This window comes from Streptomyces sp. NPDC059897 (genome assembly GCF_042730865.1).
Lineage (GTDB): Bacteria > Actinomycetota > Actinomycetes > Streptomycetales > Streptomycetaceae > Streptomyces.
Genome location: NZ_JBHWKQ010000024.1, coordinates 84,271 through 110,062 on the forward strand (window position 1 = coordinate 84,271; position 25,792 = coordinate 110,062).

Annotated in this window: 26 protein-coding genes; 14 read left to right on the top strand and 12 right to left on the bottom strand. The window is 70.9% G+C overall.

Annotated features, from left to right (window positions below; genetic code table 11):
- Positions 1-45: 45 nt before the first annotated feature.
- Positions 46-1,446: an FAD-binding protein gene (locus ACFV9W_RS25095; RefSeq protein ID WP_385764615.1), complete on the top strand. Its 1,401-nt coding sequence runs from the start codon at positions 46-48 to the stop codon at positions 1,444-1,446.
- A gap of 37 nt (positions 1,447-1,483) precedes the next feature.
- Positions 1,484-2,239: a decaprenylphospho-beta-D-erythro-pentofuranosid-2-ulose 2-reductase gene (locus tag ACFV9W_RS25100; protein ID WP_385764617.1), complete on the top strand. Its 756-nt coding sequence runs from the start codon at positions 1,484-1,486 to the stop codon at positions 2,237-2,239.
- Positions 2,240-2,461: 222 nt separating this feature from the next.
- Here the strand turns inward: ACFV9W_RS25100 and ACFV9W_RS25105 are convergent, their stop codons facing one another.
- Positions 2,462-3,046: a 2'-5' RNA ligase family protein gene (locus tag ACFV9W_RS25105; protein WP_385764619.1), complete on the bottom strand. Its 585-nt coding sequence runs from the start codon at positions 3,044-3,046 to the stop codon at positions 2,462-2,464.
- Between the two features lie 63 nt (positions 3,047-3,109).
- The gene (trpS, locus tag ACFV9W_RS25110) at positions 3,110-4,126 is read right to left on the bottom strand and encodes a tryptophan--tRNA ligase (protein ID WP_385764621.1); all 1,017 of its coding nucleotides are present in this window, start codon (positions 4,124-4,126) and stop codon (positions 3,110-3,112) included.
- 147 nt (positions 4,127-4,273) lie between these two features.
- Here trpS and ACFV9W_RS25115 point away from each other — a divergent pair, with 147 nt between their 5' ends.
- Complete coding sequence (locus tag ACFV9W_RS25115; RefSeq protein WP_385764623.1) at positions 4,274-5,059, top strand: hypothetical protein; 786 nt, start codon at positions 4,274-4,276, stop codon at positions 5,057-5,059.
- Positions 5,060-5,655: 596 nt separating this feature from the next.
- On the opposite strand, the gene ACFV9W_RS25120 is transcribed toward ACFV9W_RS25115, so the two are convergent.
- Complete coding sequence (locus tag ACFV9W_RS25120) at positions 5,656-7,104, bottom strand: glycine hydroxymethyltransferase (protein WP_385764625.1); 1,449 nt, start codon at positions 7,102-7,104, stop codon at positions 5,656-5,658.
- A gap of 244 nt (positions 7,105-7,348) precedes the next feature.
- On the opposite strand from ACFV9W_RS25120, the gene rocD reads away from it, so the two are divergent.
- Positions 7,349-8,554 (top strand): ornithine--oxo-acid transaminase, encoded by a 1,206-nt coding sequence (gene rocD, locus ACFV9W_RS25125; RefSeq protein ID WP_385764627.1) that lies wholly within the window; start codon positions 7,349-7,351, stop codon positions 8,552-8,554.
- Positions 8,555-8,576: 22 nt separating this feature from the next.
- Here the strand turns inward: rocD and ACFV9W_RS25130 are convergent, their stop codons facing one another.
- The 3 genes from ACFV9W_RS25130 to ACFV9W_RS25140 are packed head-to-tail and all read right to left on the bottom strand — an operon-like array spanning position 8,577 to position 11,604.
- Entirely contained in the window at positions 8,577-9,773 is a 1,197-nt protein-coding gene (locus ACFV9W_RS25130) for a glutathionylspermidine synthase family protein (protein WP_385764629.1), read from the bottom strand.
- Between the two features lie 17 nt (positions 9,774-9,790).
- A complete protein-coding gene (locus ACFV9W_RS25135; RefSeq protein WP_385764631.1) occupies positions 9,791-10,144 on the bottom strand; it encodes a hypothetical protein in 354 nt (117 codons plus the stop codon).
- 44 nt (positions 10,145-10,188) lie between these two features.
- Positions 10,189-11,604, bottom strand: a complete 1,416-nt coding sequence (locus ACFV9W_RS25140; RefSeq protein ID WP_385764633.1) for a PLP-dependent aminotransferase family protein — start codon at positions 11,602-11,604, stop codon at positions 10,189-10,191.
- A 46-nt stretch (positions 11,605-11,650) separates the two neighbouring features.
- Here ACFV9W_RS25140 and ACFV9W_RS25145 point away from each other — a divergent pair, with 46 nt between their 5' ends.
- The 5 genes from ACFV9W_RS25145 (at position 11,651) to ACFV9W_RS25165 (ending at position 14,305) form a co-directional block, all read left to right on the top strand.
- On the top strand, positions 11,651-12,181 hold the full coding sequence (locus tag ACFV9W_RS25145; RefSeq protein ID WP_385764635.1) for a carboxymuconolactone decarboxylase family protein: 531 nt from the start codon (positions 11,651-11,653) through the stop codon (positions 12,179-12,181).
- Complete coding sequence (locus tag ACFV9W_RS25150; RefSeq protein ID WP_385764637.1) at positions 12,178-12,627, top strand: carboxymuconolactone decarboxylase family protein; 450 nt, start codon at positions 12,178-12,180, stop codon at positions 12,625-12,627. The genes ACFV9W_RS25145 and ACFV9W_RS25150 overlap by 4 nt, the downstream gene beginning before the upstream one ends.
- On the top strand, positions 12,621-13,349 hold the full coding sequence (locus tag ACFV9W_RS25155) for an isocitrate lyase/phosphoenolpyruvate mutase family protein (RefSeq protein ID WP_385764639.1): 729 nt from the start codon (positions 12,621-12,623) through the stop codon (positions 13,347-13,349). The genes ACFV9W_RS25150 and ACFV9W_RS25155 overlap by 7 nt, the downstream gene beginning before the upstream one ends.
- Before the next feature lie 32 nt (positions 13,350-13,381).
- On the top strand, positions 13,382-13,738 hold the full coding sequence (locus ACFV9W_RS25160) for a contact-dependent growth inhibition system immunity protein (RefSeq protein WP_385764689.1): 357 nt from the start codon (positions 13,382-13,384) through the stop codon (positions 13,736-13,738).
- Between the two features lie 126 nt (positions 13,739-13,864).
- Positions 13,865-14,305, top strand: coding sequence for an SMI1/KNR4 family protein (locus ACFV9W_RS25165; RefSeq protein WP_385764641.1), 441 nt, complete (start codon positions 13,865-13,867; stop codon positions 14,303-14,305).
- Between the two features lie 60 nt (positions 14,306-14,365).
- On the opposite strand, the gene ACFV9W_RS25170 is transcribed toward ACFV9W_RS25165, so the two are convergent.
- A complete protein-coding gene (locus ACFV9W_RS25170) occupies positions 14,366-15,505 on the bottom strand; it encodes a DUF1266 domain-containing protein (protein ID WP_385764643.1) in 1,140 nt (379 codons plus the stop codon).
- Between the two features lie 57 nt (positions 15,506-15,562).
- The gene (locus ACFV9W_RS25175; protein ID WP_385764645.1) at positions 15,563-15,901 is read right to left on the bottom strand and encodes an ATP-binding protein; all 339 of its coding nucleotides are present in this window, start codon (positions 15,899-15,901) and stop codon (positions 15,563-15,565) included.
- A gap of 245 nt (positions 15,902-16,146) precedes the next feature.
- Here ACFV9W_RS25175 and ACFV9W_RS25180 point away from each other — a divergent pair, with 245 nt between their 5' ends.
- The 5 genes from ACFV9W_RS25180 (at position 16,147) to ACFV9W_RS25200 (ending at position 19,619) form a co-directional block, all read left to right on the top strand.
- Complete coding sequence (locus ACFV9W_RS25180) at positions 16,147-17,109, top strand: aldo/keto reductase (protein WP_385764647.1); 963 nt, start codon at positions 16,147-16,149, stop codon at positions 17,107-17,109.
- Positions 17,110-17,152: 43 nt separating this feature from the next.
- On the top strand, positions 17,153-17,500 hold the full coding sequence (locus ACFV9W_RS25185) for a MerR family transcriptional regulator (protein ID WP_385764649.1): 348 nt from the start codon (positions 17,153-17,155) through the stop codon (positions 17,498-17,500).
- Between the two features lie 88 nt (positions 17,501-17,588).
- Positions 17,589-18,401, top strand: coding sequence for a helix-turn-helix domain-containing protein (locus tag ACFV9W_RS25190; protein WP_385764651.1), 813 nt, complete (start codon positions 17,589-17,591; stop codon positions 18,399-18,401).
- Positions 18,398-18,583, top strand: a complete 186-nt coding sequence (locus ACFV9W_RS25195; RefSeq protein ID WP_385764653.1) for a DUF397 domain-containing protein — start codon at positions 18,398-18,400, stop codon at positions 18,581-18,583. Before ACFV9W_RS25190 ends, ACFV9W_RS25195 begins: the two co-directional genes overlap by 4 nt.
- A 241-nt stretch (positions 18,584-18,824) precedes the next feature.
- Positions 18,825-19,619 (top strand): hypothetical protein, encoded by a 795-nt coding sequence (locus ACFV9W_RS25200; protein ID WP_385764655.1) that lies wholly within the window; start codon positions 18,825-18,827, stop codon positions 19,617-19,619.
- Positions 19,620-19,875: 256 nt separating this feature from the next.
- Here the strand turns inward: ACFV9W_RS25200 and ACFV9W_RS25205 are convergent, their stop codons facing one another.
- The 4 genes from ACFV9W_RS25205 to ACFV9W_RS25220 are packed head-to-tail and all read right to left on the bottom strand — an operon-like array spanning position 19,876 to position 25,607.
- Complete coding sequence (locus ACFV9W_RS25205; protein ID WP_385764657.1) at positions 19,876-20,844, bottom strand: ABC transporter substrate-binding protein; 969 nt, start codon at positions 20,842-20,844, stop codon at positions 19,876-19,878.
- Position 20,845: 1 nt separating this feature from the next.
- The gene (locus tag ACFV9W_RS25210) at positions 20,846-22,813 is read right to left on the bottom strand and encodes an ABC transporter permease (protein ID WP_385764659.1); all 1,968 of its coding nucleotides are present in this window, start codon (positions 22,811-22,813) and stop codon (positions 20,846-20,848) included.
- Positions 22,813-24,045 carry a glycine betaine/L-proline ABC transporter ATP-binding protein gene (locus tag ACFV9W_RS25215; RefSeq protein ID WP_385764661.1) on the bottom strand — a complete coding sequence of 411 codons (1,233 nt, stop codon included), beginning with the start codon at positions 24,043-24,045 and terminating at the stop codon, positions 22,813-22,815. Before ACFV9W_RS25215 ends, ACFV9W_RS25210 begins: the two co-directional genes overlap by 1 nt.
- Before the next feature lie 20 nt (positions 24,046-24,065).
- Complete coding sequence (locus ACFV9W_RS25220; protein ID WP_385764663.1) at positions 24,066-25,607, bottom strand: GMC family oxidoreductase; 1,542 nt, start codon at positions 25,605-25,607, stop codon at positions 24,066-24,068.
- Positions 25,608-25,792 lie beyond the last annotated feature (185 nt).

The following is a 25,792-nucleotide window of genomic DNA, read 5'->3' on the forward strand; positions in this document are numbered from 1 at the left end:
AGGTTTACGACAAACTTCGCACCTTCGGGCGATACGGTCACGGTCATGGTTGCCGACCCCGCTACCGATCCCGTATCCACTCTCCCCGCTCCCCCGCACTCCGTACCGGTCAGCGGCTGGGGCCGCACCGCCCCCACCTCGGCCCGCGTGATCCGCCCCCGCTCCTACGAGGACGCGGTCCTCGCGGTCCGGGACTGCGCCGCCACGGGGCGCAGGGGCGGCATCGCGCGCGGGCTCGGCCGGGCCTACGGGGACGCGGCGCAGAACGCGGGCGGAGCCGTCCTCGACATGACGGGGCTCGACCGCATCCACGCCATCGACGCCTCCGGCGGCACCGTGCTGTGCGACGCGGGCGTGTCGCTGCACCGCCTGATGGAGGTGCTGCTCCCCCTCGGCTGGTTCGTGCCGGTCACCCCCGCCACCCGCTACGTCACGGTCGGCGGTGCCATCGGCGCCGACATCCACGGCACGAACCACCAGGCCCACGGCTCCTTCGCCCGGCACGTCCCCATGCTCGAACTCCTCACCGCCGACGGCGGAGTACGCGTCGTGGAGCGCGGCAGTGAACTGTTCGACGCGACGGCCGGCGGCATGGGCCTGACCGGGATCATCCTCACCGCGACCGTCCAACTGCGGCGCGTCGACACGTCGCTGATGTCGGTCGACACCGAACGGGCCGACGACTTCGACGACTTGCTGGCCCGCCTCGCCGCCACGGAACACCGCGACCGCTACTGCGCCGCCTGGGTCGACGTGCTCGCACGCGGCGCCGCGACCGGCCGCGGAGTGCTCACGCGCGCCGAGCACGCGCCGCTCGACGCGCTGCCCGCACGGTCCCGCAGGACCCCGCTGGAGTTCCGCCCCGCCCGCCTGCCCGCCGCCCCGGACCTCCTCCCCGACGGGCTGCTCGGCACCACGAGCGTCGGCCTGTTCAACGAACTCCGGTACCGCAGCGCGCCCCGGGCCCGCACCGGCGAACTGCGCAAGCTCTCCGCCTTCTTCCACCCGCTCGACGGCGTGCCGCACTGGAACCGCCTCTACGGGCGCGGCGGCTTCGTGCAGTACCAGTTCGCCGTCGGACACGGCCAGGAGGAGGCGCTGCGCCGCATCGTGCGCCGCGTGTCCGAGCGCCGCTGCCCGTCCCTCCTCGCCACCCTCAAGCGCTTCGGCGAAGCGGACCCGGGCTGGCTGTCGTTCCCGGTGCCCGGCTGGACCCTCGCGCTCGACATTCCCGCGAGCCTGCCCGAACTGGGCGCGTTCCTCGACGAGTTGGACGAGGAGGTGGCCGCCGCGGGCGGGCGCGTCCACCTCGCCAAGGACTCCCGGCTGCGGCCCGAGCTGCTCGCCGCGATGTATCCGCGCCTCGACGACTTCCGCTCGCTGCGGGCGCGCTGGGACCCGCAGGCGGTGTTCCGCTCGGACCTGTCACGGCGCCTGGCCCTGTGACCCGACGCCCGCCCGCCCCGCGCCCCTGGAGCCCCCGTTGAAAGACGCCTTCGGCACCCCCCAGTCCCTGCTCGTCCTCGGCGGCACCTCCGAGATCGCCCTTGCGACCGCCCGCCGCCTCGTCGCCCGGCGCACCCGCACCGTATGGCTGGCGGGCCGCCCCTCCCCCGCGCTCGACGAGGCCGCCGCCGGACTGCGCGCCCTCGGCGCCGACACCCGTACGGTCCCCTTCGACGCGCTGGAGCCGGCCACCCACGAGGAGACCCTCGGCAAGCTCTTCGCCGAGGGCGACATCGACATGGTGCTGCTCGCATTCGGGATCCTCGGCGACCAGGCCCACGACGAGGACGACCCGATGTCCGCGGTCCGCGTCGCCCAGACCAACTACACGGGCGCCGTCTCCGCGAGCCTCGTCTGCGCGCGTGCCCTGCAGTCCCAGGGCCACGGCTCGCTCGTCGTCCTCTCGTCGACCGCGGGCGAACGGGCCCGCCGCGCCGACTTCATCTACGGCTCCAGCAAGGCGGGCCTCGACGCGTTCACCCAGGGCCTCGGGGACGCGCTGCACGGGACGGGCGTGCACGTCATGATCGTCCGCCCCGGCTTCGTACGGTCCAAGATGACCGCCGGGCTGGTGGAGGCGCCCCTGGCCACGACGCCGGAGGCGGTGGCCGTGGCCATCGAGACGGGGCTGCGGCGCAGGTCGGAGACGGTGTGGGTGCCGGGGACGCTGCGCGTGGTGATGTCGGCGCTGCGGCATGTGCCGCGGCCGGTGTTCCGGCGGCTGCCGGTCTGACGGGCCCTTCTGACGGATCAGGCTGGATGCGGGAGGCCGCGCCGTTCGGCTCCGCGAGTGGGGTCTGGTGTGTGCAGCTGCAAGGCGGAGGAGGGCGTCAACGCGAATGGGGCCTCCCCTGCTCGAGCGGAGCCGAGAGCTTGGGGAAGTTGGCAACCGACTACAACGCGGCAGATGTGCGTGCCAGGGCCCACGACCCCAGCAAGATCCGTCAGAAGGGCCCTACCGGGCGGGCAGCCGGGGGCCGCGTGTCGTGCGGCCCGAGGTCTGCGCGGGCAGCGACGACGTACCGAAGGCGAAGTCCCGCAGCTTGCGCCACACCGCGTCGGCGCCCTGCTCGTAGAGCGCGAAGCCGGTGCACGCCCAGGCCGCCTCGTACTCGGCGAGCTCCGCGTACGCGCGGTCCATCAGGTCCTCGTCGATGCCGTGCGCCACCGTCACGTGCGGGTGGTACGGGAACTGCAGCTCGCGGGAGACCGGGCCCGAGGCGTCCCGCACCTGCTTCTGCAGCCAGGTGCAGGCCTCGGCGCCCTCGACGACCTGCACGAACACGACGGGTGACAGCGGACGGAACGTGCCCGTGCCCGACAGCCGCATCGCGAACGGGCGCCCGCCGGAGGCCACTTCCTCCAGATGCGCCTCGATCGCCGTGAGGTCGCCGCCGTCCACCTCCGTCGGCGGGAGCAGGGTGATGTGCGTGGGAATACCGTGCGCCGCGGCGTCGCCGAAGCCCGCGCGCCGCTCCTGGAGCAGGCTGCCGTGAGGCTCCGGGACCGCGATCGAGACACCGATCGTTACGGTCCCCACGTCATACTCCTGTCGTCGTGTGGCGGGCGGGTCGCGGCGCTTGAGGTTTCAGTGCTTGTGGTTTCAGTGCTTGGCGGGCAGGAAGCCGACCTTGTCGTAGGCCTGGGAAAGCGTCTCCGCGGCGACGGTCCGCGCCTTCTCCGCGCCCTTGGCCAGGATCGAGTCAAGCGTCTCCGGGTCGTCCAGATATTCCTGGGTGCGGGTCCGGAACGGTGTCACGAAGTCCACCATGACCTCGGCCAGGTCCGTCTTCAGCGCACCGTACATCTTGCCCTCGTACTTCTCCTCCAGTTCCGGGATTGTGGCCCCGGTGAGGGTGGAGTAGATGGAGAGCAGGTTGCTGACGCCCGGCTTGTTCTCCGCGTCGTAGCGGATCACCGTGTCGGTGTCGGTGACGGCGCTCTTGACCTTCTTGGCGGTCGCCTTCGGCTCGTCGAGCAGGTTGATGAGGCCCTTCGGCGTCGACGCCGACTTGCTCATCTTGATCGACGGGTCCTGAAGGTCGTAGATCTTCGCCGTCTCCTTGAGGATGTACGGCGCCGGGAGCGTGAACGTGTCACCGAAGCGGCCGTTGAAGCGCGTGGCGAGGTCACGGGTCAGCTCGATGTGCTGCCGCTGGTCCTCACCGACCGGCACCTGATCAGCCTGATACAGCAGAATGTCGGCGACCTGCAGCACCGGATACGTGAACAACCCCACGCTCGCCCGGTCGGCACCCTGCTTCGCGGACTTGTCCTTGAACTGCGTCATCCGGCTGGCCTCGCCGAAGCCGGTCAGGCAGTTCATCACCCAGGCCAGCTGGGCGTGCTCCGGGACGTGGCTCTGCACGAACAGCGTGCAGCGCTCCGGGTCGAGCCCCGCGGCGAGCAGCTGCGCGGCGGCGAGCCGGGTGTTCGCCCGCAGCTCCTTCGGGTCCTGCGGCACGGTGATCGCGTGCAGGTCCACGACCATGTAGAAGGCGTCGTGGGACTCCTGCAGCGCCACCCACTGGCGGACCGCGCCGAGGTAGTTGCCGAGGTGGAACGAGCCGGCGGTGGGCTGGATCCCGGAGAGCACACGAGGGCGAACATCAGAGGCCATGTGCCTCATTGTCTCAGGTGCGCCACACAGCTCCGCAGCGGCCAAAGGTCCTTTACCGGGTGAAGTGCGGCCTGGTCGTTGTCAGTGGGCGCCGGTAGCTTGACGATGTGGCGGGAGTCACGCGGGGGCGCGTCGACGGGGGTGGCGATGCAGGGCGTACGTGGGGGTGGGCTCCGGTGGGGCTCGGTGCTGCTTTTGGTGGCGGCGTTGGTGTGCGCGGCGACGGCTGTGGTGTGGGGGCGGGTGGGCGGTTCGGGGGGCGGGGTGGGCGTGCCGGTCGCGGCGACGCCGGGGGCGTGGGGGCGTGCGAGTGATCCGCGTGTCGGGACGGGCGTACTGGTCGCTACGACGCAGGTGGCGTGGGCGCGGCCGACCGATCCGCGTGCCGGGATGGATGTGCCGGATCTGGCGGTGGTGATCGCGCCGGGTGCCGCGGCGGGGCCCTCGGTGGCTGTCCACTACGAGGACCGGGACTTCGCCCGTCTTGAGCGCCTGACGACGGGGTTCGACACGGTGACCGAGCGGGTGCCGGAGGCCTGGCAGGAGGGGCGCTTCCCACCCGTGGTGGCCACGGTCGTGTGGGGCCTGACCGGCGTGGGCGGCTGGCCGCAGACCCACCGGGCGCCGGGCACCGACACCGTCATCGAGCGCCAGGACCAGCTGATCGTCGCGGAGGACGGCACGCCGTGGATCCGCACGGACCCGATGGTCGACGTCGACGACGACGACCTCCGGTGGCACCAGGCGTCCCGCCCCCTGGTCGACCAGCTGACCCGGTCGGGCGTGTTCCCGACGTCCCCCGTCGAGCCGACCGGCCCGTCCCCGTGGTGGTGGGGCGCGGCCGGCCTCGCCGTCGGCCTCACCGCGGCGGGCGCGGTGTGGCGGTTCCGCGTACGGGACCGGGGGCCACGCCAGGAACTGGTCGAGCTGTAGGCCACGGTTTCCGTTGCGCGGGGCGGTGGGGGTTGCCGGGGGCGGCGTTGCGCGCCGTGGGCTTTACCGGTGACGGCGTCACGCCGAACCACGAGCCTCGCCCGAAGCGGCGTCACGTGATCGGTACGCCAAGAGGAGTCCCACCGGCCGCACCAGGCGGGGAACCCGGCCAGGCAACGGTTCGCCCCACGCGGTAGCGGCATCCCGTGAGGCCGACGCCCCGGAGGGGGCCGGTGGGTGGGAGATAGGTGGCGGAGACAGGCGAGGCGAGGGCAGGGCCAGGGCAGGCCCGTCGACTGCGGGTGGGCGGGCCGATCAAGCCCCTGCGGCGATTGAGCAGCGGGGTACGGGGCAGAGCCCCGAGACCGTAACGCCGGTTCGGCGATTGAGGCGCGGGGGCCGGGGCGGGGCCCCGAGGCCGGGACCACGGTGCCGCAAACCAGCCCCGACAGGGCGGAGCCCCGAGACCGCAACCGCCGTGCCGCGAGCCAGCCCCGCCAGGGCAGCGCCCCGAAACCGGAGGACGGCCGCCCGACACGAACGGACGGGTCACGCCCACCGTGGCCGGCCCCCACCCGCCCCCGCCCCGGAGGGGCTCAGCCCAGGTCGATCTGGCCGTACAGCGGGAACCCGGAAAGCAGGTCCGCCGCCCGGTGGGCGACCTCGTCCGCGACCTTGGGCTCCAGCACGTGGCTCGCCTTCGACACCGCCCCGGACTTCGTGGTCCCCGGCTCGGAGGCCGCCAGCACACGGTCCATCAGCCCCGCGATCTCGTCCATCTCACCCGTACCGAGCCCCCGCGTGGTCAACGCCGGCGTACCGATCCGGATGCCGGACGTGTACCAGGCCCCGTTCGGGTCCGCCGGAATCGCGTTGCGGTTGGTGACGATGCCGGAGTCGAGCAGCGCGGACTCGGCCTGGCGCCCCGTGAGCCCGTAGGAGGACGCCACGTCGATGAGGTTGAGGTGGTTGTCCGTGCCTCCGGTGACCAGCGTCGCGCCCCGCCGCATGAGCCCCTCGGCCAGCGCCCGCGCGTTGTCCACGATGCGCTGCGCGTAGTCCTGGAAGGCGGGCTGCCGCGCCTCCGCGAGCGCGACCGCCTTCGCCGCCATGACGTGCGGCAGCGGCCCGCCGAGCACCATCGGGCAGCCCCGGTCGACCTGGTCCTTCAGCGAGTCGTCGCACAGCACCATGCCGCCGCGCGGCCCGCGCAGCGACTTGTGCGTGGTCGTGGTGACGATCTGCGCGTGCGGCACCGGGTCGAAGTCACCCGTGAGCACCTTTCCGGCGACGAGCCCCGCGAAGTGCGCCATGTCGACCATGAGCGTGGCGCCCACCTCGTCGGCGATCTCCCGCATGATCCGGAAGTTCACGAGCCGCGGGTACGCCGAGTACCCGGCGACGATGATCATCGGCTTGAACTCACGGGCCTGCACACGCAGCGCCTCGTAGTCGATGAGGCCGGTGGCGGGGTCGGTCCCGTACGAACGCTGATCGAACATTTTTCCGCTGATGTTGGGCCTGAACCCGTGCGTGAGGTGGCCACCCGCGTCCAGCGACATGCCGAGCATCCGCTGGTTGCCGAAGGCGCGCCGCAGCTCCGCCCAGTCCTCCTCGGTGAGGTCGTTGATCTGCCGGACCCCGGTCTTCGCCAGGAACGGCGCCTCGACGCGATCGGCCAGCACCGCCCAGAAAGCGACCAGGTTCGCGTCGATCCCGGAGTGCGGCTGGACGTACGCGTGCCGCGCGCCGAACAGCTCACGCGCGTGCTCGGCGGCGAGGGACTCGACGGTGTCGACGTTGCGGCAGCCGGCGTAGAAGCGGCGGCCGACGGTGCCCTCGGCGTACTTGTCGCTGAACCAGTTGCCCATGGTCAGCAGCGTCGCCGGGGACGCGTAGTTCTCCGAGGCGATCAGCTTGAGCATCTCGCGCTGGTCGGTGAGCTCCTGCCCGATGGCGTCGGCGACGCGCGGCTCCACGGCGCGCACGACGTCGAGCGCGGCGCGGTACGCGGTGGATTCGGGGGTGAGCGGGGTTTCGGTCATGGGGCAGCCTCCGGACACGGTCGGTTCACGGTTCGGCCCAGGCGCACGGCACACACTGCTCGGGCCGCTCCCTGATGGTCGATCCCATCCCAGCGCGCCAGTCACGGCCTTGCCCTCACAGTACCGGGCGCGTCGCGCGGCGAGGTTTCCACGTCCACATCGCGAGCGACGATAGGAAGGGGCCACAAGCCCCGCTCACCACCCTCGGCCCGCTCACCGCAGAGCCGCGACGATCGGAGATCCCGTGAGTGCCACCGACTCAGCAATCGCCCTCGCCGAAGACCACGGCGCGCACAACTACCACCCGCTCCCCGTCGTCGTCGCCACCGCCGATGGCGCGTGGATGACGGACGTCGAGGGGCGGCGCTATCTCGACATGCTCGCCGGGTACTCGGCGCTGAACTTCGGGCACGGCAACCGCCGGCTGATCGATGCCGCGAAGGCCCAGCTGGAGCGGGTGACGCTGACGTCCCGGGCGTTCCACCACGACCGGTTCGCCGCGTTCTGTACGCAGCTCGCCGAGCTGTGCGGCATGGAGATGGTGCTGCCGATGAACACGGGCGCGGAGGCCGTCGAGACGGCCGTGAAGACCGCCCGGAAGTGGGGCTACCGGGTCAAGGGCGTGCCGGACGGCCGGGCCAGGATCGTGGTCGCGGGCGACAACTTCCACGGTCGTACGACGACCATCGTCAGCTTCTCCACCGACCAGGAGGCGCGCGCCGACTTCGGCCCGTACACGCCGGGCTTCGACATCGTCCCGTACGGGGATCTGGAGGCGCTGCGCGCGGCGGTCACGGACGAGACGGTGGCGGTACTGCTCGAGCCGATCCAGGGGGAGGCGGGCGTGCTCGTCCCGCCGCCCGGATACCTGGCAGGCGTACGGGAGTTGACCCGCGAGCGGAACGTGCTGTTCGTCGCCGACGAGATCCAGTCGGGGCTCGGGCGCACGGGTCGTACGTTCGCGTGCGAGCACGAGGGTGTCGTCCCGGACATGTACGTGCTGGGCAAGGCGCTCGGCGGCGGCGTCGTGCCGGTGTCGGCGGTGGTGTCGAGCAAGGCGGTGCTCGGGGTGTTCCGGCCGGGCGAGCACGGGTCGACGTTCGGCGGGAACCCGCTGGCCTGCGCCGTTGCCCTTGAGGTGATCGCGATGCTGCGCACCGGGGAGTTCCAGGAGCGGGCGGCGGAGCTGGGTGAGCATCTGCACGCCGAGCTGGGCCTGTTGACGGGGACGGGGAAGGTCACCGGGGTGCGAGGGCGCGGCCTTTGGGCGGGCGTCGACATCGACCCGTCGTTCGGGACGGGCCGGGAGATCTCGGAGAAGCTGATGGACCGCGGGGTCCTGGTGAAGGACACCCACGGTTCCACCATCCGGATCGCCCCGCCGCTGGTGATCAGCAAGGACGATCTGGACTGGGGTCTCGATCAGCTGCGGGCGGTGCTGGGGGCGTAAGCCTTCCTGAAAGGTCAGCGGCTCACAGGATGACGTGGGGCAGGAAGCGGGCGTACTCGTCCGTGACGAGCCCCGCCGATTCCCTGATGCCCAGGCCGGCCGCCTCGTCCTCGACGACCCATGCGCCGAGGACGACGCGGTTGCCGTCGAAGTCGGGCAGTTCGCTCAACTGCTGGTAGCAGCAGGGTTCTTCGGCCGTCTCCGGGGCGGGCTCCCCCGGCGCGTGGATCGTGACGCCGGCGCCCTCGCGGCCGAGCAGCGGCTTGGCCACGTAGCCGGGGCCTGTCGTGTCCGTCGCGAGTTCGCGCGGGCCGTCGAGGTAGGCGGGGAGCAGGTTCGGGTGGTCCGGGTACAGCTCCCACAACACGGCGAGCAGCGCCTTGTTGCTGAGCAGCATCTTCCAGGCGGGCTCGATCCACATCGTCGTACCCGTGCCGCCGCCGTTGTCGAGGCCGCCGAGGACGTGTTCGGCGAACGCGTCGGTGGTCAGCCATTCCCACGGGTACAGCTTGAAGCAGCTGCGGATGTACCGGAGTTGGTTGTCGACGAACCGTTCGGAGATGCTGTCCCAGCCGATCTCCTCCATGGAGATCCAGTCGGTGTCCAGGCCCGCCTGTTCGGCGGTCTCCTTGAGGTAGCCGACGGTCATCAGGTCCTCGCCGAGTTCGTCGGCCGAGGAGTGCGCGAAGTAGAGCGGGCTGCCCGGCGGGAGCAGCGCGGCCTGCTTCTTCCAGGCGTCGATGAGCCGCTCGTGGAGCGAGTTCCACTGGTCGGCGCCGGGGAACCGCTCCTCCATCCAGAACCACTGGGGGCTCGCGGCCTCCACCAGGGAGGTGGGGGTGTCGGCGTTGTACTCCAGGAGCTTCGCGGGCCCCGTGCCGTCGTAGCGCAGGTCGAACCGCCCGTAGATGGCGGGGAGTTCGGCGCGTCGCTCCCAGGCCTCGGCGACCGCGGCGGCGATTCGCGGGTCGGTGATGCCGAGGTCGGCGAAGCGGTCGTTGCGGACGATGTGTTCGGCCGCGGCGAGGCACATGCGGTGCAGTTCCTCGACGACCTCTTCGAGCGCCTCGACCTCCGGGAGGGAGAACTCGTAGTAGGCGCTCTCGTCCCAGTAGGGGCGCAGGGAGTCGTCGGGGTAGCGGGTGAGCGGGTAGATGAGCCCTTGTTCCTCGACGGTCTGCTGCCAGCCGGGGCGTGGGGTGATGGTGTGTCGCTTCATCGGTGTCTCCGGCCGGCTCAGCCGCCGGAGCTTCCGCCCTTGCCGCCGCTGCCGAAGCCGCCGCGGGTGACGCCGCCGCCGGAGGGCTTGCTGAAGGAGCCGCCGCCGACGCGGGCGCCGCTCTTCTTCGAACCGCCGTAGTACCAGCCGCCGTTGACGGAGGACTTGCCGGTCGAGCCGGACGAGGACTTGCAGTGCTTGTCGGAGACGATCTTGTAGCCCTTGCCCGCGTTGTAGCTGTTGCGGTCGATGCAGCGCTTGTCGACGTCCGAGCCCGAGGAGCAGGCGGTGAGCGCGGCGGCCAGCAGGCCGACGCCGCCGAGCGCGACGGTGCCGGAGCGCAGCCGTCGTTGCGTGGTGTTGTCCGTCATGAAGTTCTCCCCCGTTGCGTGCGTGTACGTATGCGTGGCCCGCCCTAGGGCAGGACGCGGCACAGCGTATCCAACGCGCCCGGCCACGCGTGATCGGGCGGGGTGCCGTAGCCGACGACCAGGGCGTCCGGCGCCTTTGCTGTCGCGTCGGTGTGCCGGAAGGCGGCGAGGCCGTTGACGCCGAGGCGCTGCCAGGCGGCGGCCTGCACGACGGACCGTTCGGTGCCGGGCGGGAGTTCCAGTACGGCGTGCAGTCCGGCGGCGATGCCGCTGACGCGGACGTCCGGGGCGCGCTCGGCGAGGGCGGCGACGAGCTGGTCGCGGCGGCGCCGGTAGCGCAGCCGCGCGGCGCGCACATGGCGGTCGTACGCGCCCGATTCCAGGAACTCGGCGAGGGTGAGCTGGTCGAGGACGCCGCAGGACCAGTCGGTGTAGCCCTTGGCGGCGACGACCTCGTCGAGGAGCGGCGCGGGCAGCACCATCCAGCCGAGCCGGAGCCCGGGGGCGAGGGACTTGCTGGCGGTGCCGAGGTAGACGACGCGGTCCGGGTCGAGGCCCTGGAGGGCGCCGACGGGCTGGCGGTCGTAGCGGAATTCGCCGTCGTAGTCGTCCTCCAGGATCAGCCCGCCGGTGCGGCGGGCCCAGTCGACGGCGGCGGCGCGGCGGCGGGCGTGCAGGGCGACGCCGAGGGGGAACTGGTGGGCGGGGGTGAGCAGGGCGGCACCCTCGCCCGCCCCCAACTCCCGTACGTCCGCGCCCTCTTCGTCGAAGGGGAGCGGTCGGGTGCGGAGTCCGGGCCGGGTCAGATACCCCCAGTGGAGGTCGAGCCCGTACGACTCGACGGCGACGTCGCGCACGCCGCGTCGGTGCAGGACCTCGCCGAGCAGGATCATCGCCTGCACGAATCCGGCGCAGACGACGATCCGTTCCGGCGAGGCCTGTACGCCCCGGGCGCGGGCGAGGTAGCCGGCGAGGGCGGCGCGCAGTTCGGGGCGGCCGCGCGGGTCGCCGTAGCCGAGGGCGTCGTTCGGGGCGGCGGTCAGGGCGCGGCGTGCGGCCTTCAGCCATTCGGCGCGGGGGAACGAGGCCAGGTCGGGGCGGCCGGGCTGGAGGTCGTAGCGGTACCCGGCGAAGGGGACACGGTTCGTGGGGCGGGCCGGGGTGGGCGCCCGTCCCGGCCGCTCGGCGACCCGGGTGCCGGAGCCCTGCCGGGCGGTGAGCCAGCCCTCGGCGACGAGGTCGGCGTAGGCGTCGGCGACGGTGTTGCGGGCGAGGCCGAGGTCGGCGGCGAGGGTGCGGGAGGCGGGCAGCCGGGTGCCGGGGGCGAGCCGCCCGCCGCGTACGGCCTCGCGGAGCGCGTCGGTGAGCCCGCGACGGACGCCTCCGGAGGGGCCCGGTTCGAGGTGCAGATCGATGCCGAGCGCTCGCCCGGACGCCGAATTGGCCCAAGATTCTTCCATGTAAATGGACCATACTCCTGGGCCGCTTCCTCCGTAGGCTCACAGCATGACGAATACGAACCACGCCCCGAACGCGAACACGAACCAGGACACGAACCCCACGTACATGCACGAGCACACCCCCCGCCTCGACTGGCACCAGCACGCGCCCGAGGTCTTCAAGGCGATGATCAGGCTCGACGCGGCCGCCCGCGCCGGCGTCGACCCGAAGATCGGCGAGCTGGTGAAGATCCGGGCCTCGCAGCTCAACCGCTGCGCGCTCTGCCTCGACATGCACACGAAGGACGCCCTCGCGGCGGGCGAGAGCGTCGAGCGGATCATCCAGCTCAACGCGTGGGAGGAGTCGAAGCACTTCTACACGGAGAAGGAGGTCGCGGCCCTCGAACTGACCGAGGCGATCACCGTCCTCACCGACGGCTTCGTGCCGGACGAGGTGTACGAGAAGGCGGCGAAGGTCTTCGAGGAGAAGGAGCTGGCCCAGCTGATCGCCGCGATCACGGTCATCAACGCCTGGAACCGCTTCGGCGTCTCGACCCGCCAGTCGCCGGGCCACTACACGCCGGGCGACTACAAGTGACGGTTCGTACGCGGGAGTTGGACGCCGGGGTCCGTACGGCGATGCAGTCGCTGAGCGCGGCGGCGAAAAGGGGCCTCGGCGACCCGGTGCTCGCGGAACTGGTGTCGATCCGCGCCTCGCAGTTGAACGAGTGCGCGTTCTGCCTGGACATGCACGTGGACATCGCGGTCGACACGTACGGCGAGAGCCCGAAGCGCGTCGTGATGCTGGGCGCGTGGCGGGAGGCGGGTGACGTGTTCGATGACCGGGAAAAGGCTGCCCTGGCCCTCACGGAGGCGATTACGCTCCTGCCGCACGATGGTGTCCGGGACGAGGTGTACGAGTCGGCGGCCAAGCACTTCACGCCCCCCGAACTGGCCCACTTGATCGCCTCAATCACCGTCATCAACACCTGGAACCGGCTGATGGTGAGCCGCCGCATCGAACCAGGAGGCCCCGCATGGTGAGTCCGAGCGCAGCCGATACGCTCCGCGCCCTGCACCACGACCGCTCCCCCGGCGACCCGCTGGTCCTGCCGGGACCGTGGGACGCGGCGAGCGCCCGCGTCTTCGAGGAGACCGGCTTCCCGGCCCTCGCGACACCGTCCGCCGGGGTCGCGGCATCCCTCGGCTACGAGGACGGGCGGACGCCGGCGGACGAGATGTTCGCGGCGGTGCGGCGGATCGTTCGCGCGGTGTCGGTGCCGGTGTCGGCGGACATCGAGGCCGGCTACGGCCTCCCGCCGAAGGAACTGGTGGAACGCCTCCTGGAAACGGGCGCGGTGGGCTGCAACCTGGAGGACTCGTCCCCCGACGGCACCCTCAACTCCCCGCAACAGCACGCCTCCTGGCTGTCGGAGGTCCGCGCGGTGGCAGGCAACGCCGTGGTCCTCAACGCCCGCATCGACGTCTTCATCCGCGGCGCGGCGGACCCGATCACCGAGGCGATCGAACGGGCCCGCCTGTACGTCGCCGCGGGCGCGGACTGCGTCTACCCGATCGGCGCCCCACCGGACGCGGTCCCGGCCCTGCGCGCCGCCATCGAGGGCCCGATCAACGTGGGCGCACCTCCGGGCGGCCCGTCCCCGCGCGAGTGGGGCGAACTGGGCGCGACGCGGGTCACGTTCGGGCCGGGGTTGCAGCGGAGGGCGATGGGGGCGGTGCGGGAGATGGCGGAGGGGTTGCGCTGAGAACCGGGAACGCCCTGGAAGAGTTGGAGGGCGTGCAATGGGGCCCGCCCGCCCCACAGGCCACCGCCCTGGAGCGGAGCGTCGCCGAACTCAGAAAGCGCCCCGTGAGCGAACTCACCGGATGGGAACTGGCAAGGTTGATCGGCCAGCATGTCGGGCTGCCCTTCCTGGTCCCGCATTCGGTGAACCGTCTCATCGCCGAAAGAGACCAGGGCCTCACATTCCTGGACGACGACCTGCTCACGGCCCTGCTGAGCTGCGGCGACCATTTCCGCGACAGCGACCCTGCCCTGGCCCGCCGACTGCTTTCCTTCATCGAATCCCTGGACGAGAAAGGGCCATACCTCCCACCGTTGGTCGAACGATTCCAGGAAGTGGTGAAACGCTGAAACAGTGGCTAGCGACGAACTGCGCATGAAGGTCCAGCGCTACGCGGAAGAAATCTCAGCGCCCAAGCTTCCGGCCCTACTATCTGGGTTCCGTTGCGAAAATGAGTTCCGGAAACTGAGGCAACCATGTGGCGTGAGCTGATCGGGTCGCGGGGCGTGGCCGTCGCCTTCAGCCGTCCGGCGCCGTCGGCCGAGGTCGTTCGGGTTGAGTCGTCTCTTTCGCAGGCCCTCCCTCCCGAATTACGAACTTTGCTGCTTGAGGCCAACGGCCTTCAGGACCAGTACGGGACCGACGTGATCTGGAGTGCTGCGCAGGTTCTCGAAGAGAACCTGGTCGCGCGAAGCGATGAAGCGTTCGCCCAGCTGTACGCGCCATTCGATCCCTTCGTGTTCTTCGGCGACAACGGCGGCGGGGATCGGTTCGCTTTTCTTGCCGAGGCGCCGCAGGACGGCGTGTGGGTCTGGGATCACGAGACCGACGAGCGCACGCGGGTCGCCGGCTCCTTGCAGGAGTATCTGCGTCGATCCCTTGAGGCGGACGGAGAGGATTGGTACCGGGTGGAGTAACTGTGACGGCTCAGAGCCGCCCACGCGTTCTCACGCGTCACAGTTGCCCGCCCGGACTGTCTAATTGAATGGGATGTTGAGCCAGGGGCTGGCCGGGTCCGTCATCAGGACCCGGTGGGCTGTGAGCATTTGCTTGTACCAGTGGCCGAAGCGTTCCTCGTCGAAGTGGAGGCAGCGGCCCAGGATGTAGCCGCTGGAGAAGTCCTCCCAGGAGTTGTACGTCACCGCGGACTGTTCGCCCGCCTCGATCACCGCGCGTTCGGCCTCGTCGACCGTGCCGTAGCGCGCGCCGACGCCCCAGCACGCCATGCTCGCGCCGCGCCCCAGGTCCCACGCGTCCACCGAGCGGACGTAACGGCCCTCCGGGAGGATGCCGTCGGCGCGCATTCGGGCCTCGTAGCGGGTGATCCGGCCGATGAGGTGCTGGACGCCCGCGATCTGCGCACGGACCTCGGACTCGGGGCGGGGGTCGGTGCGGGTGACGCCGTCCGGGGTGAGGACCGTGGCGCCCTCGGACCGTGCGCGCAGGACGTTCGCCGCCGCCTCGCGCCAGTACTCCGTCTCCACGTGTCCGCCGAAGTCCCGGGCGATGCTGTGGCGCAGGGCGAGCGCGAACTCCCAGACCGGGCTGAGGTTTTCGCGGGCCAGCAGGCTCCGCAGCGTGTCCTGCCATTCGGCGCGCGAGGTCACTCCCCACCAGCGTTGGAGCTGCTCGCGCTCGGTTTCGTAGCCGTTGCCGTGGAAGCCCAGGGCGTTCCACAGGTGGCCGTTCTTGACGCTCATGAGGGCCCCGCACGCGAGGCCGTGCGCGACCGGTCCGTGCAGCGGGCCACCGATGCGCAGGGCGCGTACCGTACCGGAGAAGTCGGGGTTGCTCGACCGCCGGGCGATCGCCAGCCAGGGTGCGTTGTGCGGAGGCGCCGTGTACAGCACCGCCTCGCAGGGGCTGCCCGCGTCCACGACGAGGGTGAGCGGAACATCACTCCAGTCCTTGAACGCCTTCAGCGACGCGAGCGTGAAGAGCTGGTCCGCCGACGGCACGGGGAGCATGCCGTCCGTGGAGAGGTACAGCACGGGTGCTCCCGTCCGCGGGTCCTCGCGGATGTCGGGCACCAGCTCGCCCCTCTCGTCCGGGACCACCCGGAAGAACAGGTCGGCGCCTGCCAGTACTTCGTAGTACGCCGCCCAGTTCCCCCGCACCTTCGCGCGGGGGCGGGCCGAAGGTCATGGCCAGAGCTTATGCAGTGCGGCCTGCCCTCAGGACGTGGACCCCAGTTCGAACCACACCGTCTTGCCCACGCCGGCCTCGCGCGCTTCGGCGCCCCACGCGTCCGCGAGCAGCACCACCAGGGCCAGCCCCCGGCCCGACTCCTCCTCCGGGGCCGCCGTGCGCGGCACCGGGAGGGTGGTGCTCGCGTCCGTGACCTGGACCCGGAGGAGCTTCCCCTCGGAGAGGGTCGCGCGGGCCCAGATCTGGCGGTCGGCAGGGGCCTTCGCGTGGCGGTACGCGTTCGTCATCAGTTCGCTCAGGAGGAGTTCCGCGGTGTCCGTGACTTCTCGCGGCAGAGCCCACGAAACGGCCTGCTCCCGGAACAACGTTCGCGCCCTCCCCACACTCCGCGCATGACGCGGCAGGCGCCACTCGATGTCTTGGGGAAGCGCCGTCGGGCGGGGAGTGGTTCGCATGCCCACACGCTCCCGGCCGGCGGGCCGCGGCGGGAGTAACGGCCGGGGTACAGAGAGCAGTTGTACCCGTCGTGCCTCCGAGCGAAGGTCTCGCTGAGTGGCTTTTGAAAGGGGGTCTTGACCTGGTGCGCGCTCCAGGTTCGAGGATCGGCGGCATGGAGACCACTGACTCTCATGTCACCCCCGCCCCTCAGATCGTCCTCGGCACGATGGACTTCGGTACCCGCGTCGAACCCGACCGGGCCTTCGCGATCCTCGACGCGTTCGTCGCGGGCGGCGGCGTCTGGCTCGACACCGCGAACTGCTACTCCTTCTGGTCCGACCCCAGCGGCGTCGGCGGCGCCAGCGAACGCGTCATCGGCGCGTGGCTCCGGGCCCGCCCCGGCGCGCGTGACACGGTGCGGATCGCGACAAAGGTCCGGCAGAACCCGCTCGTGGCCCACTCCTGGCCGGACAGCGCCGAAGGGCTCTCCGCGCCCGCCGTCCGCACCGGCACGGAGGAGAGCCTGGGGCGTCTGGGGGTCGATCACGTCGATCTGCTGTGGGCGCACGCCGAGGACCGTTCCGTGCCGCTGGAGGAGACGGTCGACGCCTTCGGTGAGCTGGTCGCGAAGGGAGTGGCCCTGCGGGTCGGGGCGGCCAACCACGCCGCCTGGCGCGTCGAACGCGCCCGGTCGCTGGCGCGCGAGCAGCACGTCGAGCCGTGGACGGCCCTGCAACTGCGCCACTCGCTCCTCCAACCGCGCCCGCTCACCGTCCTCCCGGAGGCCGGCCACCGACTGCTCGCTGACGAGGACTTGGACCTCGCACGGTCGGAAGGGCTCGCCGTGTGGTCGTACAGCTCGCTGATCTGGGGTTCCTACGAGCGTACGGACAAGCCGCTGCCTGCGGCCTACGATCACCCTGGAACCACCCGGGTCCTCACGGTCCTGGCCGACGTCGCACGCGAGCTCTCCGCCACCAAGAACCAGGTCGTTCTCGCGTGGCTGATGCGGCTCGGCATCGATCCCATCGTCGGCGCGAGCCAGGTGGCCCAGATCGAGCAGGCTCTCGCGGCACTCCGCGTATGTGCACGGCTCAGTGACGATCACATGGCGCGCTTCGCCGAAGCGCGGTAAGCCCAGTAGGCCCGGTAACCGGCGTCGCCGCCAAAGGAGTTCCATGAACGTACTCGCCCCAGCAGCGGCCGCCGACCGCACCGGCGTCTCCATCGACACCCTGCGCTACTACGAACGCGAAGGCCTCATCGGCCCCATTCGACGTTCCCCCGGCGGGCGCAGGGAGTACACGGAGGACGACGTCTTCTGGATCGGCCTCGTCACCTGCTTCCGCGAGGCCGGCCTCGGCATCACGGACCTGCGCGGGTTCGTCGCCATCCTGCGCGCCGACCACCCTCCACAGGAACGAGTGGCCTTCCTCCGAGAACGCCGTGCCGCCCTTCAGGAGCGAGCCGAAGCCCTGGGCCGGGCCATGAAGGTCCTCGACGAGAAGATCAACTACTACAGCTGAGCGCCTCCTGCGCGTAACCTCGGGAGTAACGGCCCGGGTACAACGGGTAGTTGTACCCTCCGTGACCCCGGTTGAGGAGTGCGTGCGCATGGCGACGTCGACGGAGACCAATCTCGCGTGGCGGTACTGCGGCAGCCAGATCAAGATGTGGCGCACGGAAGCGGGGGTCGACCGCGAAATACTCGCCAAGGAGGCCGGTTACGGCTGCGAGTACGTGAAGTCCATGGAGAACGGCCGCCGCAAGCCGACCCTGCGGCTGCTCCAGATCGCCGATCAACTGTGCGGTGCGGGTGGGAAGATCGTGGCGGCGCAGGAGTATCTGAGGCCGGAGGCGCACCCGCAGCGCTCCCAGGAGTACATGGCGCTGGAGAAGGACGCGATTGCCGTCGGCGTGTACCAACCTCTGCTCATCCCCGGCCTGTTGCAGGCTTCGGATTACGCGAAGGCTCTCATCGGCGCCAGTTCGCCGCCCCTCGACGACGAGACCGTCGAGGAACGTGTCGCCGGGCGCCTCAAGCGGCAGGAGGCACTGACCGCTCGGCCAGGCGTCATGTTCAGCTTCGTGGTGTTCGAAGCAGCGCTGCGCACGGAGGTGGGCGGGCCTGCCGTCATGCAACGGCAGCTGCAACACCTGCTCAACGTAGGCGAGTTGCGGAACGTGTCGATTCAAGCGCTGCCGTTCGGACGGGCCTACGGTGTCGCTCTCAACGGGGCGATCGCACTGCTTGAGACGGCCGACCACGAGCACTACGCGTACGTGGAGGGGCCGGAGACCAGCACCCTGTACGCGGACCCGGACAAAGTCAGTGCGCTCACACGTTCCCATGACATGATCCGCATGCACGCTCTGAGCCCCGAGGAGTCGGCCGAGTTCATCAGAAAGGTGGCGGAGGCACGGTGAACGCCCGCCTGACGTGGTTCAAGTCCAGCTACAGCGACAGCCAGGGCGGCGAATGCCTCGAAGCCGCCCGCACCCCCGCCCGTATCCACGTCCGCGACTCGAAGCTCGGCCGCCAAAGCCCGAGCTTCAGCGCCGGACCGGGCGCCTGGAACCGCTTCCTGGACCGCGTGCGCAGCGCCTGAGCTTCGAGCTCCGGCGGTCGAGATCCGAGCTTTGCTTTAAGGGAATGGGTGGCTGGGTCTCAACCCACCCTCCCGCCCTTCCGTCCCCAACTTCCGCCGCGACCAGTCGACATGACTTTCCGCGACCAGGTTGCGACGCAGGGTTGCGAACCTCTAGCGTTCGCCGCAACAAACAACCCCGGTCGGGTGCTACCAACACCCGCCGGGGTCTGACCGACTCGATCGAACCCTAGGCGATCTCGTGGCTACCGAAAACCCTATCTCCGCCCTGCCCTCCCCCGCACACCCCATGGCCAACCCCGGCTACGGAAAACGCGGAACCCCGGACCAAGGCCCCCTCCGGCGCGACACGTTCGCCCACCTCCCCCTCCGCGCCCGCTACCTCGCCGGGTTCGTCGACGCGCTCCCCGAGAACGCCGCCATGGACGCGAAGACACTCGCCAAGGTCCAGCCCCTCTACGGGCAGGCAGCCGTACGGTCCGCGCTCAACGAGCTGTCCGTCGCCGGGCATCTGCGCCGCGTACGGCGGCTGTCCGACGTCGGCACCGAGAGCGGTACGACCCGCTGGGTGTTCCACACGTACTGGTCCCGCATCGCGCGCAGCGACGAGTGGTGGGCCCGGTTCCTCGACGGCGACGTACCGGAGCCGGAACGCGAACAGGAGCGGCCCACCCGGACCGATGCCTACCGGCGTCTCGCCCAATTGGGCCTCCGAGACCCCCGGTTGACGCTCTCCGCAGCGGACTGCACGGCCCTGGAGGCGGCCGCCGCCGAGTGGCTGGGCCGCGAACCCGACCCGCAGCTCTTCACTCAGGCCATGACGGCCGGCCTGCCCGGCATCGTCCACTCACCCCGCGACTTCGTCGCTCGCCGCCTCCGCGACAAGCTGCCCCCGCGCCGGGTACGGCTCACCCCCACCCCGGCACCCGTGCGCCGGGGCCTCATGGAGTGCACGGAATGCGGCCGGCCGGGACGGCCGGAGGCGTTGCCGGGTGGGCTGTGCCGGGGGTGCCGTGCGGGCACCGGAGGGACGTGACATCGACACCGTGCTGGAAGAAGAGAGACGGCGCCGTCGTCGACGAGCCGCCTACGCCCGGCTCGCCGAGCGTGGCGCGCGCGGCGGGCTCGATCGCTTGAGCAGCGACCGGGAGGCGCGCAAAGCTGCGCTACAGCGTGGACTGTGACGGCTGACGCCAAGCATTTCGTCGTTACGCGTCACAGTCCCCCTCACGAACGACGCCGAGGCCCCGGCCGCGGGGTGCGGTCGGGGCCTCGGGCGGGGGCAGGTGTGACTACTTCTTCGGGAGCCACTGCTTCCACGTCGACTCGTGGGTCTCGACCCACTTCTTCGCCGCCGCCTCCGGCGTGAGCTTCTTGTCGGCGATCAGGAGCGAGACCTCGTTCTGGTCGTCCGTCGTCCACTTGAAGTTCTTCAGGAGCTGCGCGGCCTCGCCGCCGTTCTTGGAGAAGTCCGTGTTCAGGTACTTCTGGAGCGGCGTCGTCGGGTACGCACAGGTGATCTTCTCCGGGTCGGCGTCGCAGCCCTCCTTGTACTTGGGCAGCTTCACCTCCGTCATCGGCACCTGCTTCGAGAGCCACTGCGGCGTGTACCAGTACGAGAGGAAGGGCTTCTTCGCCTTGGCGAACTGCTTCATCTGCGTGATCTGGGCGGCCTCGGAGCCCGCGAAGACGACCTGGTAGTTCAGCTTCAGGTTCTTGACCAGCGCCTTGTCGTTCGTGACGTAGGACGGGGAACCGTCGATGAGCTGGCCCTTGCCGCCGCTCTCCGCCGTCTTGAACTCGTCGGCGTACTTGTTGAGGTTCTTCCAGTTGGTGACGTCCGGGTGCTTCTTCGCGAAGTACGTCGGGACGAACCAGCCGATGTGGCCGGTGACGCCGAGGTCGCCGCCGGGCTGGATCGTCTTCTTGTCCTTGACGTAGCGCTGCACCTGGTCGGGGTGGCCCCAGTCCTCCAGGATCGCGTCGACGCGGCCCTGGCTGAGGGCGTCCCAGGCCGGGACCTCGTCCACCTGGACCGTGTCCACGCGGTAGCCGAGTTCGTGCTCCAGGAGGTACTGGGCGACCGCCACGTTGGCCTGCGCGCCGACCCAGGACTGGACCGAGAGGGTCACCGTCTTGGCGCCCTGCGCGTTGGCGTACGGGGAGGCCTGCTTGGTCATGTCGGCCGCTCCGCAGCCGGTGGCCGTCAGGAGGAGCAGCGCACCCGTGACCGCCGTCATCGTCTTACGAGTTCGGCGCATGTCACGCCCCCTTTCCGGTGGTCTCGCGGCGTTGCGTCGGCTGCGTCACCCGGTCCAGCATCAGGCCCAGGCAGACGATGGCGGCGCCCGCGACGAGGCCCGTGGCGAGGTCGCCCTGGGCGAGGCCGAAGACGACGTCGTAGCCGAGCGCGCCACCGCCGACCAGGCCGCCGATGATGACGACGGCGAGGACCAGGACGACGCCCTGGTTGACGGCGAGGAGCAACGCCGGGCGGGCGAGCGGGAGCTGGACCTGGCGCAGCTGCTGCCACGTGGTCGCGCCCATCGAGCGGGACGACTCCATCGCCGCCGGGTCCACCTGCCGCAGGCCTTGTGTGGTGATGCGTACGACGGCGGGGAGCGCGTAGACGACCGCCGCCGCCACCGCCGGGGCGCGGCCGACGCCGAAGAGGGCGACGACCGGGATCAGGTACACGAACTGCGGCATGGTCTGGAAGACGTCCAGGACCGGGCGGAGCAGTCGTTCGAGGCGCTCGCTGCGGGCCGCGGCGATGCCGATCGCCACGCCGAGCACCAGCGTGACCAGGACCGCCGCGATGACCTGCGACAGCGTGTCGAGGGACGGCTTCCACACGCCCAGTACGCCGATGGCGGCCATGGCGAGGACCGCGGTGAGCGCGGTGCGCCAGGTGCCGATCAGCCAGGCGAGCGCGGCGACGATCAGCAGCACCGCCCACCAGGGCAGCCAGGTGAGGCCGTCGCGCACCGGGTTGAGGATGCCGGTGGTGAAGTGCGCGGCCCAGTCGGCGGTGCCGCCGATGTACGGGACACCGGAGTACAGGTGGTCCGTCATCCAGTCGACCGCGTCGTTGACGGGCGTCGCGATGTTCAGGGTCCAGGCGTCGGGCCAGTCGAGGCGGTCCATGAAACGGGCCGCCAGGGCGACCGCCACGGTGCCGAGCGCGACCACGCCCCACTTCCAGGGGGCCGGGGCCGTGTCGTGCGCGCCCATCCGCTCCCCTGCCGCGCCGGTGACGCGGTCGAGGATGACTGCGAGCAGCACGATCGGGATGCCGGCCGCGAGCGCGGCGCCGACGTCGACCGAGGCGAGCGCCTGGTAGACGCGGTCGCCGAGGCCGCCCGCGCCGATCACGGAGGCGATGACGGCCATGGAGAGCGCCATCATGATCGTCTGGTTGAGGCCGAGGAGGAGTTCCTTGCGGGCCAGCGGCAGGCGCGCCGAGAAGAGGCGCTGGCGGGCCGTCGCGCCGAGCGACGTGACGGCTTCCATGACCCCGCCGTCCGCCGAGCGCAGGCCGAGCGCCGTGAGGCGGGCCATCGGCGGGGCGGCGTAGACGACCGTGGCGAGCACGGCGGCCGGGACGCCCATGCCGAAGACGAGGACGACCGGGAGCAGGTACGCGTACGCGGGCAGCACCTGCATGGTGTCGAGTACGGGGCGCAGGGCCCGGTACATGGTGTCGCTCAGGCCCGCGGCGAGGCCGAGGACGGCGCCGAGCAGCACGGAGACGAGCACGGCGATCACCATCAGCGCGAGCGTCTGCATCGTCGGCACCCACATGCCGAGGACGCCGCAGGCGAGGAACGCGACGACGGCGGACGCGGCGAGGCGCCAGCCGGCCACGCGCCAGGCGATGAGCCCGGCCGCGGCCGTGACGCCGGCCCAGCCCGCGGCGAGCAGGACCAGGTAGACGCCGCGCACGGAGAGGACGACCGCGTTGCTGATGTAGCCGAAGAAGTACAGGAACAGCGGGTGGCTGTCCCGGTTGTCGATCACCCAGTCCGTGGCGTTGCCGAGGGGTTCGGTGAGGTCGACGGTGAGGGCGTGCGGCCAGGTGCCGCTGGACCACTTGGCGTGGGCCAGCGGGATCAGGACCGCCGCGACGACGGCGAGCAGCACGATCTTGCCCAGGGCGCGGTTGCGCCAGAACGGACGGGCCTGCTCAGCGGTACTGGTGGCCGGAGCGGCCGTTACGGCGGTAGCCATCAACCCGCCTCCGTGCCCTTGTCGGCCGTGTCGCCTTCGGCGCTCTCGTCGGCCTTCTTGCCTTCGGCGGCGGTGGGCAAATCAAGCCCGCTCTGTGGACGAGAGCCCGCGGGGTCCGGGGCAGAGCCCCGAGGCGTAGGGACGGTGCCCGCGTCAGGGCTCACGCCGGCCACCACACCCAGCAGGCGCTCGTGGTCGACCACGCCGACACACTCACCCCGGTCCACCACCCGCACCGCGAACCCGCTGGAAGCAACCGCCTCGATCGCCTCGGACACCGTCGCGTCCGCCTCGATCGAAGGGCCCCGGTCCGCCTCGTCCGCGTCGGCGGGCCGCATGGCCCTGCGGACCGTCATGACCTGCTCGCGCGGCACGTCGCGGACGAACTCGCGGACGTAGTCGTCGGCGGGCGCGCCCACGATCTCCTCGGGCGTGCCGAGCTGGACGACCTTGCCGTCGCGCATGAGCGCGATGCGGTCGCCGAGGCGCAGCGCCTCCTGGAGGTCGTGGGTGATGAAGACCATCGTGCGGCCCTCCTCGCGGTGCAGGCGCACGACCTCCTCCTGCATGTCCCGCCGGATCAGCGGGTCGAGCGCGCTGAACGGCTCGTCGAAGAGGAGGACCTCCGGGTCGACGGCCAGCGCACGCGCCAGGCCGACGCGCTGCTGCTGGCCGCCGGAGAGCTGGCCGGGGCGGCGCTGCTCAAGCCCGTCGAGGCCGACCTTCGCGACGACCTCCATGGCCTTCGCGCGGCGCTCGGCGCGGCCGACGCCCTGGATCTCCAGGCCGTACGCGACGTTGTCGAGGACCGTGCGGTGCGGGAGCAGGCCGAAGTGCTGGAAGACCATGGCCGCGCGGTGGCGGCGCAGTTCGCGCAGGCGGGACCTGTCCATGCCGAGGACGTCCTCGCCGTCGATCTCCAGCTTGCCGGAGGTCGGCTCGATGAGCCTGGTCAGGCAGCGGACGAGGGTCGACTTGCCGGAGCCCGACAGGCCCATGACAACGAAGACCTCGCCCCTCTTCACGTCGAACGAGACGTCGCGCACGGCGGCCGTGCAGCCGGTCTTCGCGCGCAGTTCGGCGGCGCTCAGGTCGGCCAGTTCGGCCTGGTCCGGCACGCGTTCGGCCTTCGGTCCGAAGACCTTCCACAGATTGCGTACGGCGAACACGGACTCGGACGCGGACCCGGTTTCGGTCCGCTTCTCGGCGCCCGCGGAGGAAGCGGAGGACATGGAGGACACGGTCGCGTTCATCACGCATCACCACCCAGCAGCTCGGCGCACTTCTCCCCGACCATGAGCACCCCGATCATCGGGTTCACCGCGGGCATCGTCGGGAAGACGGACGCGTCGGCGATACGGATGGAATTCAGCCCGCGGACCTTCAACTGGGGGTCTACCACGGCGAGTTCGTCGTCCGCAGCACCCATGCGGCAAGTACCGGCGGGGTGGTAGACGGTGTGCGCGACCTTGCGCGCGTACTCGCTGAGCGCCTCGTCGTCCGTGACGTCGGGGCCGGGGCAGACCTCGCGCTTGAGCCAGCCGGCCAGCGGCTCGGTCTTGGCGATCTCGCGGGCGATCTTGATGCCGTCGACGAGGGTCTTGCCGTCGTAGTCGTCCTCGTCCGTGAAGTAACGGAAGTCGAGGGCGGGCTTGACCTCGGGGTCCGCGCTGGTCAGGTAGACGCGGCCGCGGCTCTTCGGCTTGGGGATGTTCGGCGTCATGGACACCCCGTGCTCCGGCTGCTCGTAGCCGAGGCGCTCCGGGTTGTCCGTGAACGGGATTTGGTAGAAGTGGAACATCAGGTCCGGGCCGGCCGCTTCCGGGTCCCGCTGGATGAACAGGCCCGCGTCGGAGTCCATGGCGCTGTTCTCGGGGATCGGCCCGTTCGTCTCCCAGACGATGACCGACTCCGGGTGGTCGAGCAGGTTCTCGCCGACGCCCGGCAGGTCGTGCAGGACCGGGATGCCCAGGGCCTCCAGGTCGGCCTTCGGGCCGATGCCGGAGTGCATGAGCAGGCGCGGGGTGTCGACGGCGCCGGCGCACACGAGGACCTCGGTGCGCGCGGATATGAGCTTCTCGACGCCGTCCTTGCCGCGCACGTGCACGCCACGCGCGGTCAGGCCCGCGTCCGTGGCGTCGAACTCCAGCTTGTGCGCCCAGGTCTCGAGCAGCAGCGTCAGGTTGGGGCGGTCGCCCGCCTCCATGTGCGGGTGCAGGTACGCCACCGACGCGCTGGAGCGCTTGTTGTTCTCGGGGTGGTACGCCAGGTCGAAGAAGCCGACGCCGTCCTTGAACGGGCCCTTGTTGAAGCCCTCGACGCGCGGCACGCCCGTCGCGGCCTGCGCGGCCTCGACGAAGTCGCTCGCGATCGCGTTCCGGTCCTTGGCGTCGACCGGCACGATGTTGTTGCGCAGCTTGCCGAAGTACGGGTCCATCGCCTTGTGGTCCCAGCCCTCGGCGCCCGCGGCCGCCCACTCGTCCCAGTCGCCGGGCAGCGGCTTGAACGAGATGAGCGTGTTGTGCGACGAGCAGCCGCCCAGCACCTTGGCGCGGCTGTGCAGGATGTGCGAGTTGCCGCGCGGCTGCTCGGTGGTGGTGTAGCCGTAGTCCAGGTCGCCGCCGAGCAGGCCGAGCCAGCGGCGCAGCGTCAGCACGTCGTCGCGGTCGATGTCGCTGGGTCCGCCTTCGATGACGGCGACGGTGACGTCCGGGTTCTCGGTGAGCCGTGAGGCGATCACCGATCCCGCGGTGCCGCCACCGACGATGACGTAGTCGTAGGTGTTTTCAGACATTGCTCTGCTCAACTCCAAGGCGTTGCAAGGTGCTTCGCGTAATGGGGGGCGTACGAGGACGGGTGGGGGCGGGGGGGGCCCCCGGGGCCCCCCCCCCGGGTGAGCCCCCCCCACACCCGCCCCCCGGGGGGGCCCCGGTGTGTTTGTAGTGGATTGTCGAGACGGGAAAGGCGACGGCCCCCCGG

What these genes read in the sequence shown, in the direction of transcription:
- ACFV9W_RS25130 (WP_385764629.1), bottom strand. Translation starts at nt 9,773, where the DNA reads ATGAAGCGACACACCATCACCCCACGCCCCGGCTGGCAGCAGACCGTC.
- ACFV9W_RS25115 (WP_385764623.1), top strand. Translation starts at nt 4,274, where the DNA reads ATGCAGGGCGTACGTGGGGGTGGGCTCCGGTGGGGCTCGGTGCTGCTT.
- ACFV9W_RS25140 (WP_385764633.1), bottom strand. Translation starts at nt 11,604, where the DNA reads ATGGAAGAATCTTGGGCCAATTCGGCGTCCGGGCGAGCGCTCGGCATC.
- ACFV9W_RS25155 (WP_385764639.1), top strand. Translation starts at nt 12,621, where the DNA reads ATGGTGAGTCCGAGCGCAGCCGATACGCTCCGCGCCCTGCACCACGAC.
- ACFV9W_RS25215 (WP_385764661.1), bottom strand. Translation starts at nt 24,045, where the DNA reads ATGTCCTCCGCTTCCTCCGCGGGCGCCGAGAAGCGGACCGAAACCGGG.
- ACFV9W_RS25190 (WP_385764651.1), top strand. Translation starts at nt 17,589, where the DNA reads ATGGCGACGTCGACGGAGACCAATCTCGCGTGGCGGTACTGCGGCAGC.
- ACFV9W_RS25205 (WP_385764657.1), bottom strand. Translation starts at nt 20,844, where the DNA reads ATGCGCCGAACTCGTAAGACGATGACGGCGGTCACGGGTGCGCTGCTC.
- ACFV9W_RS25120 (WP_385764625.1), bottom strand. Translation starts at nt 7,104, where the DNA reads ATGACCGAAACCCCGCTCACCCCCGAATCCACCGCGTACCGCGCCGCG.
- trpS (WP_385764621.1), bottom strand. Translation starts at nt 4,126, where the DNA reads ATGGCCTCTGATGTTCGCCCTCGTGTGCTCTCCGGGATCCAGCCCACC.
- ACFV9W_RS25180 (WP_385764647.1), top strand. Translation starts at nt 16,147, where the DNA reads ATGGAGACCACTGACTCTCATGTCACCCCCGCCCCTCAGATCGTCCTC.
- ACFV9W_RS25210 (WP_385764659.1), bottom strand. Translation starts at nt 22,813, where the DNA reads ATGGCTACCGCCGTAACGGCCGCTCCGGCCACCAGTACCGCTGAGCAG.
- ACFV9W_RS25135 (WP_385764631.1), bottom strand. Translation starts at nt 10,144, where the DNA reads ATGACGGACAACACCACGCAACGACGGCTGCGCTCCGGCACCGTCGCG.
- ACFV9W_RS25145 (WP_385764635.1), top strand. Translation starts at nt 11,651, where the DNA reads ATGACGAATACGAACCACGCCCCGAACGCGAACACGAACCAGGACACG.
- ACFV9W_RS25185 (WP_385764649.1), top strand. Translation starts at nt 17,153, where the DNA reads ATGAACGTACTCGCCCCAGCAGCGGCCGCCGACCGCACCGGCGTCTCC.
- ACFV9W_RS25220 (WP_385764663.1), bottom strand. Translation starts at nt 25,607, where the DNA reads ATGTCTGAAAACACCTACGACTACGTCATCGTCGGTGGCGGCACCGCG.
- ACFV9W_RS25165 (WP_385764641.1), top strand. Translation starts at nt 13,865, where the DNA reads ATGTGGCGTGAGCTGATCGGGTCGCGGGGCGTGGCCGTCGCCTTCAGC.
- ACFV9W_RS25095 (WP_385764615.1), top strand. Translation starts at nt 46, where the DNA reads ATGGTTGCCGACCCCGCTACCGATCCCGTATCCACTCTCCCCGCTCCC.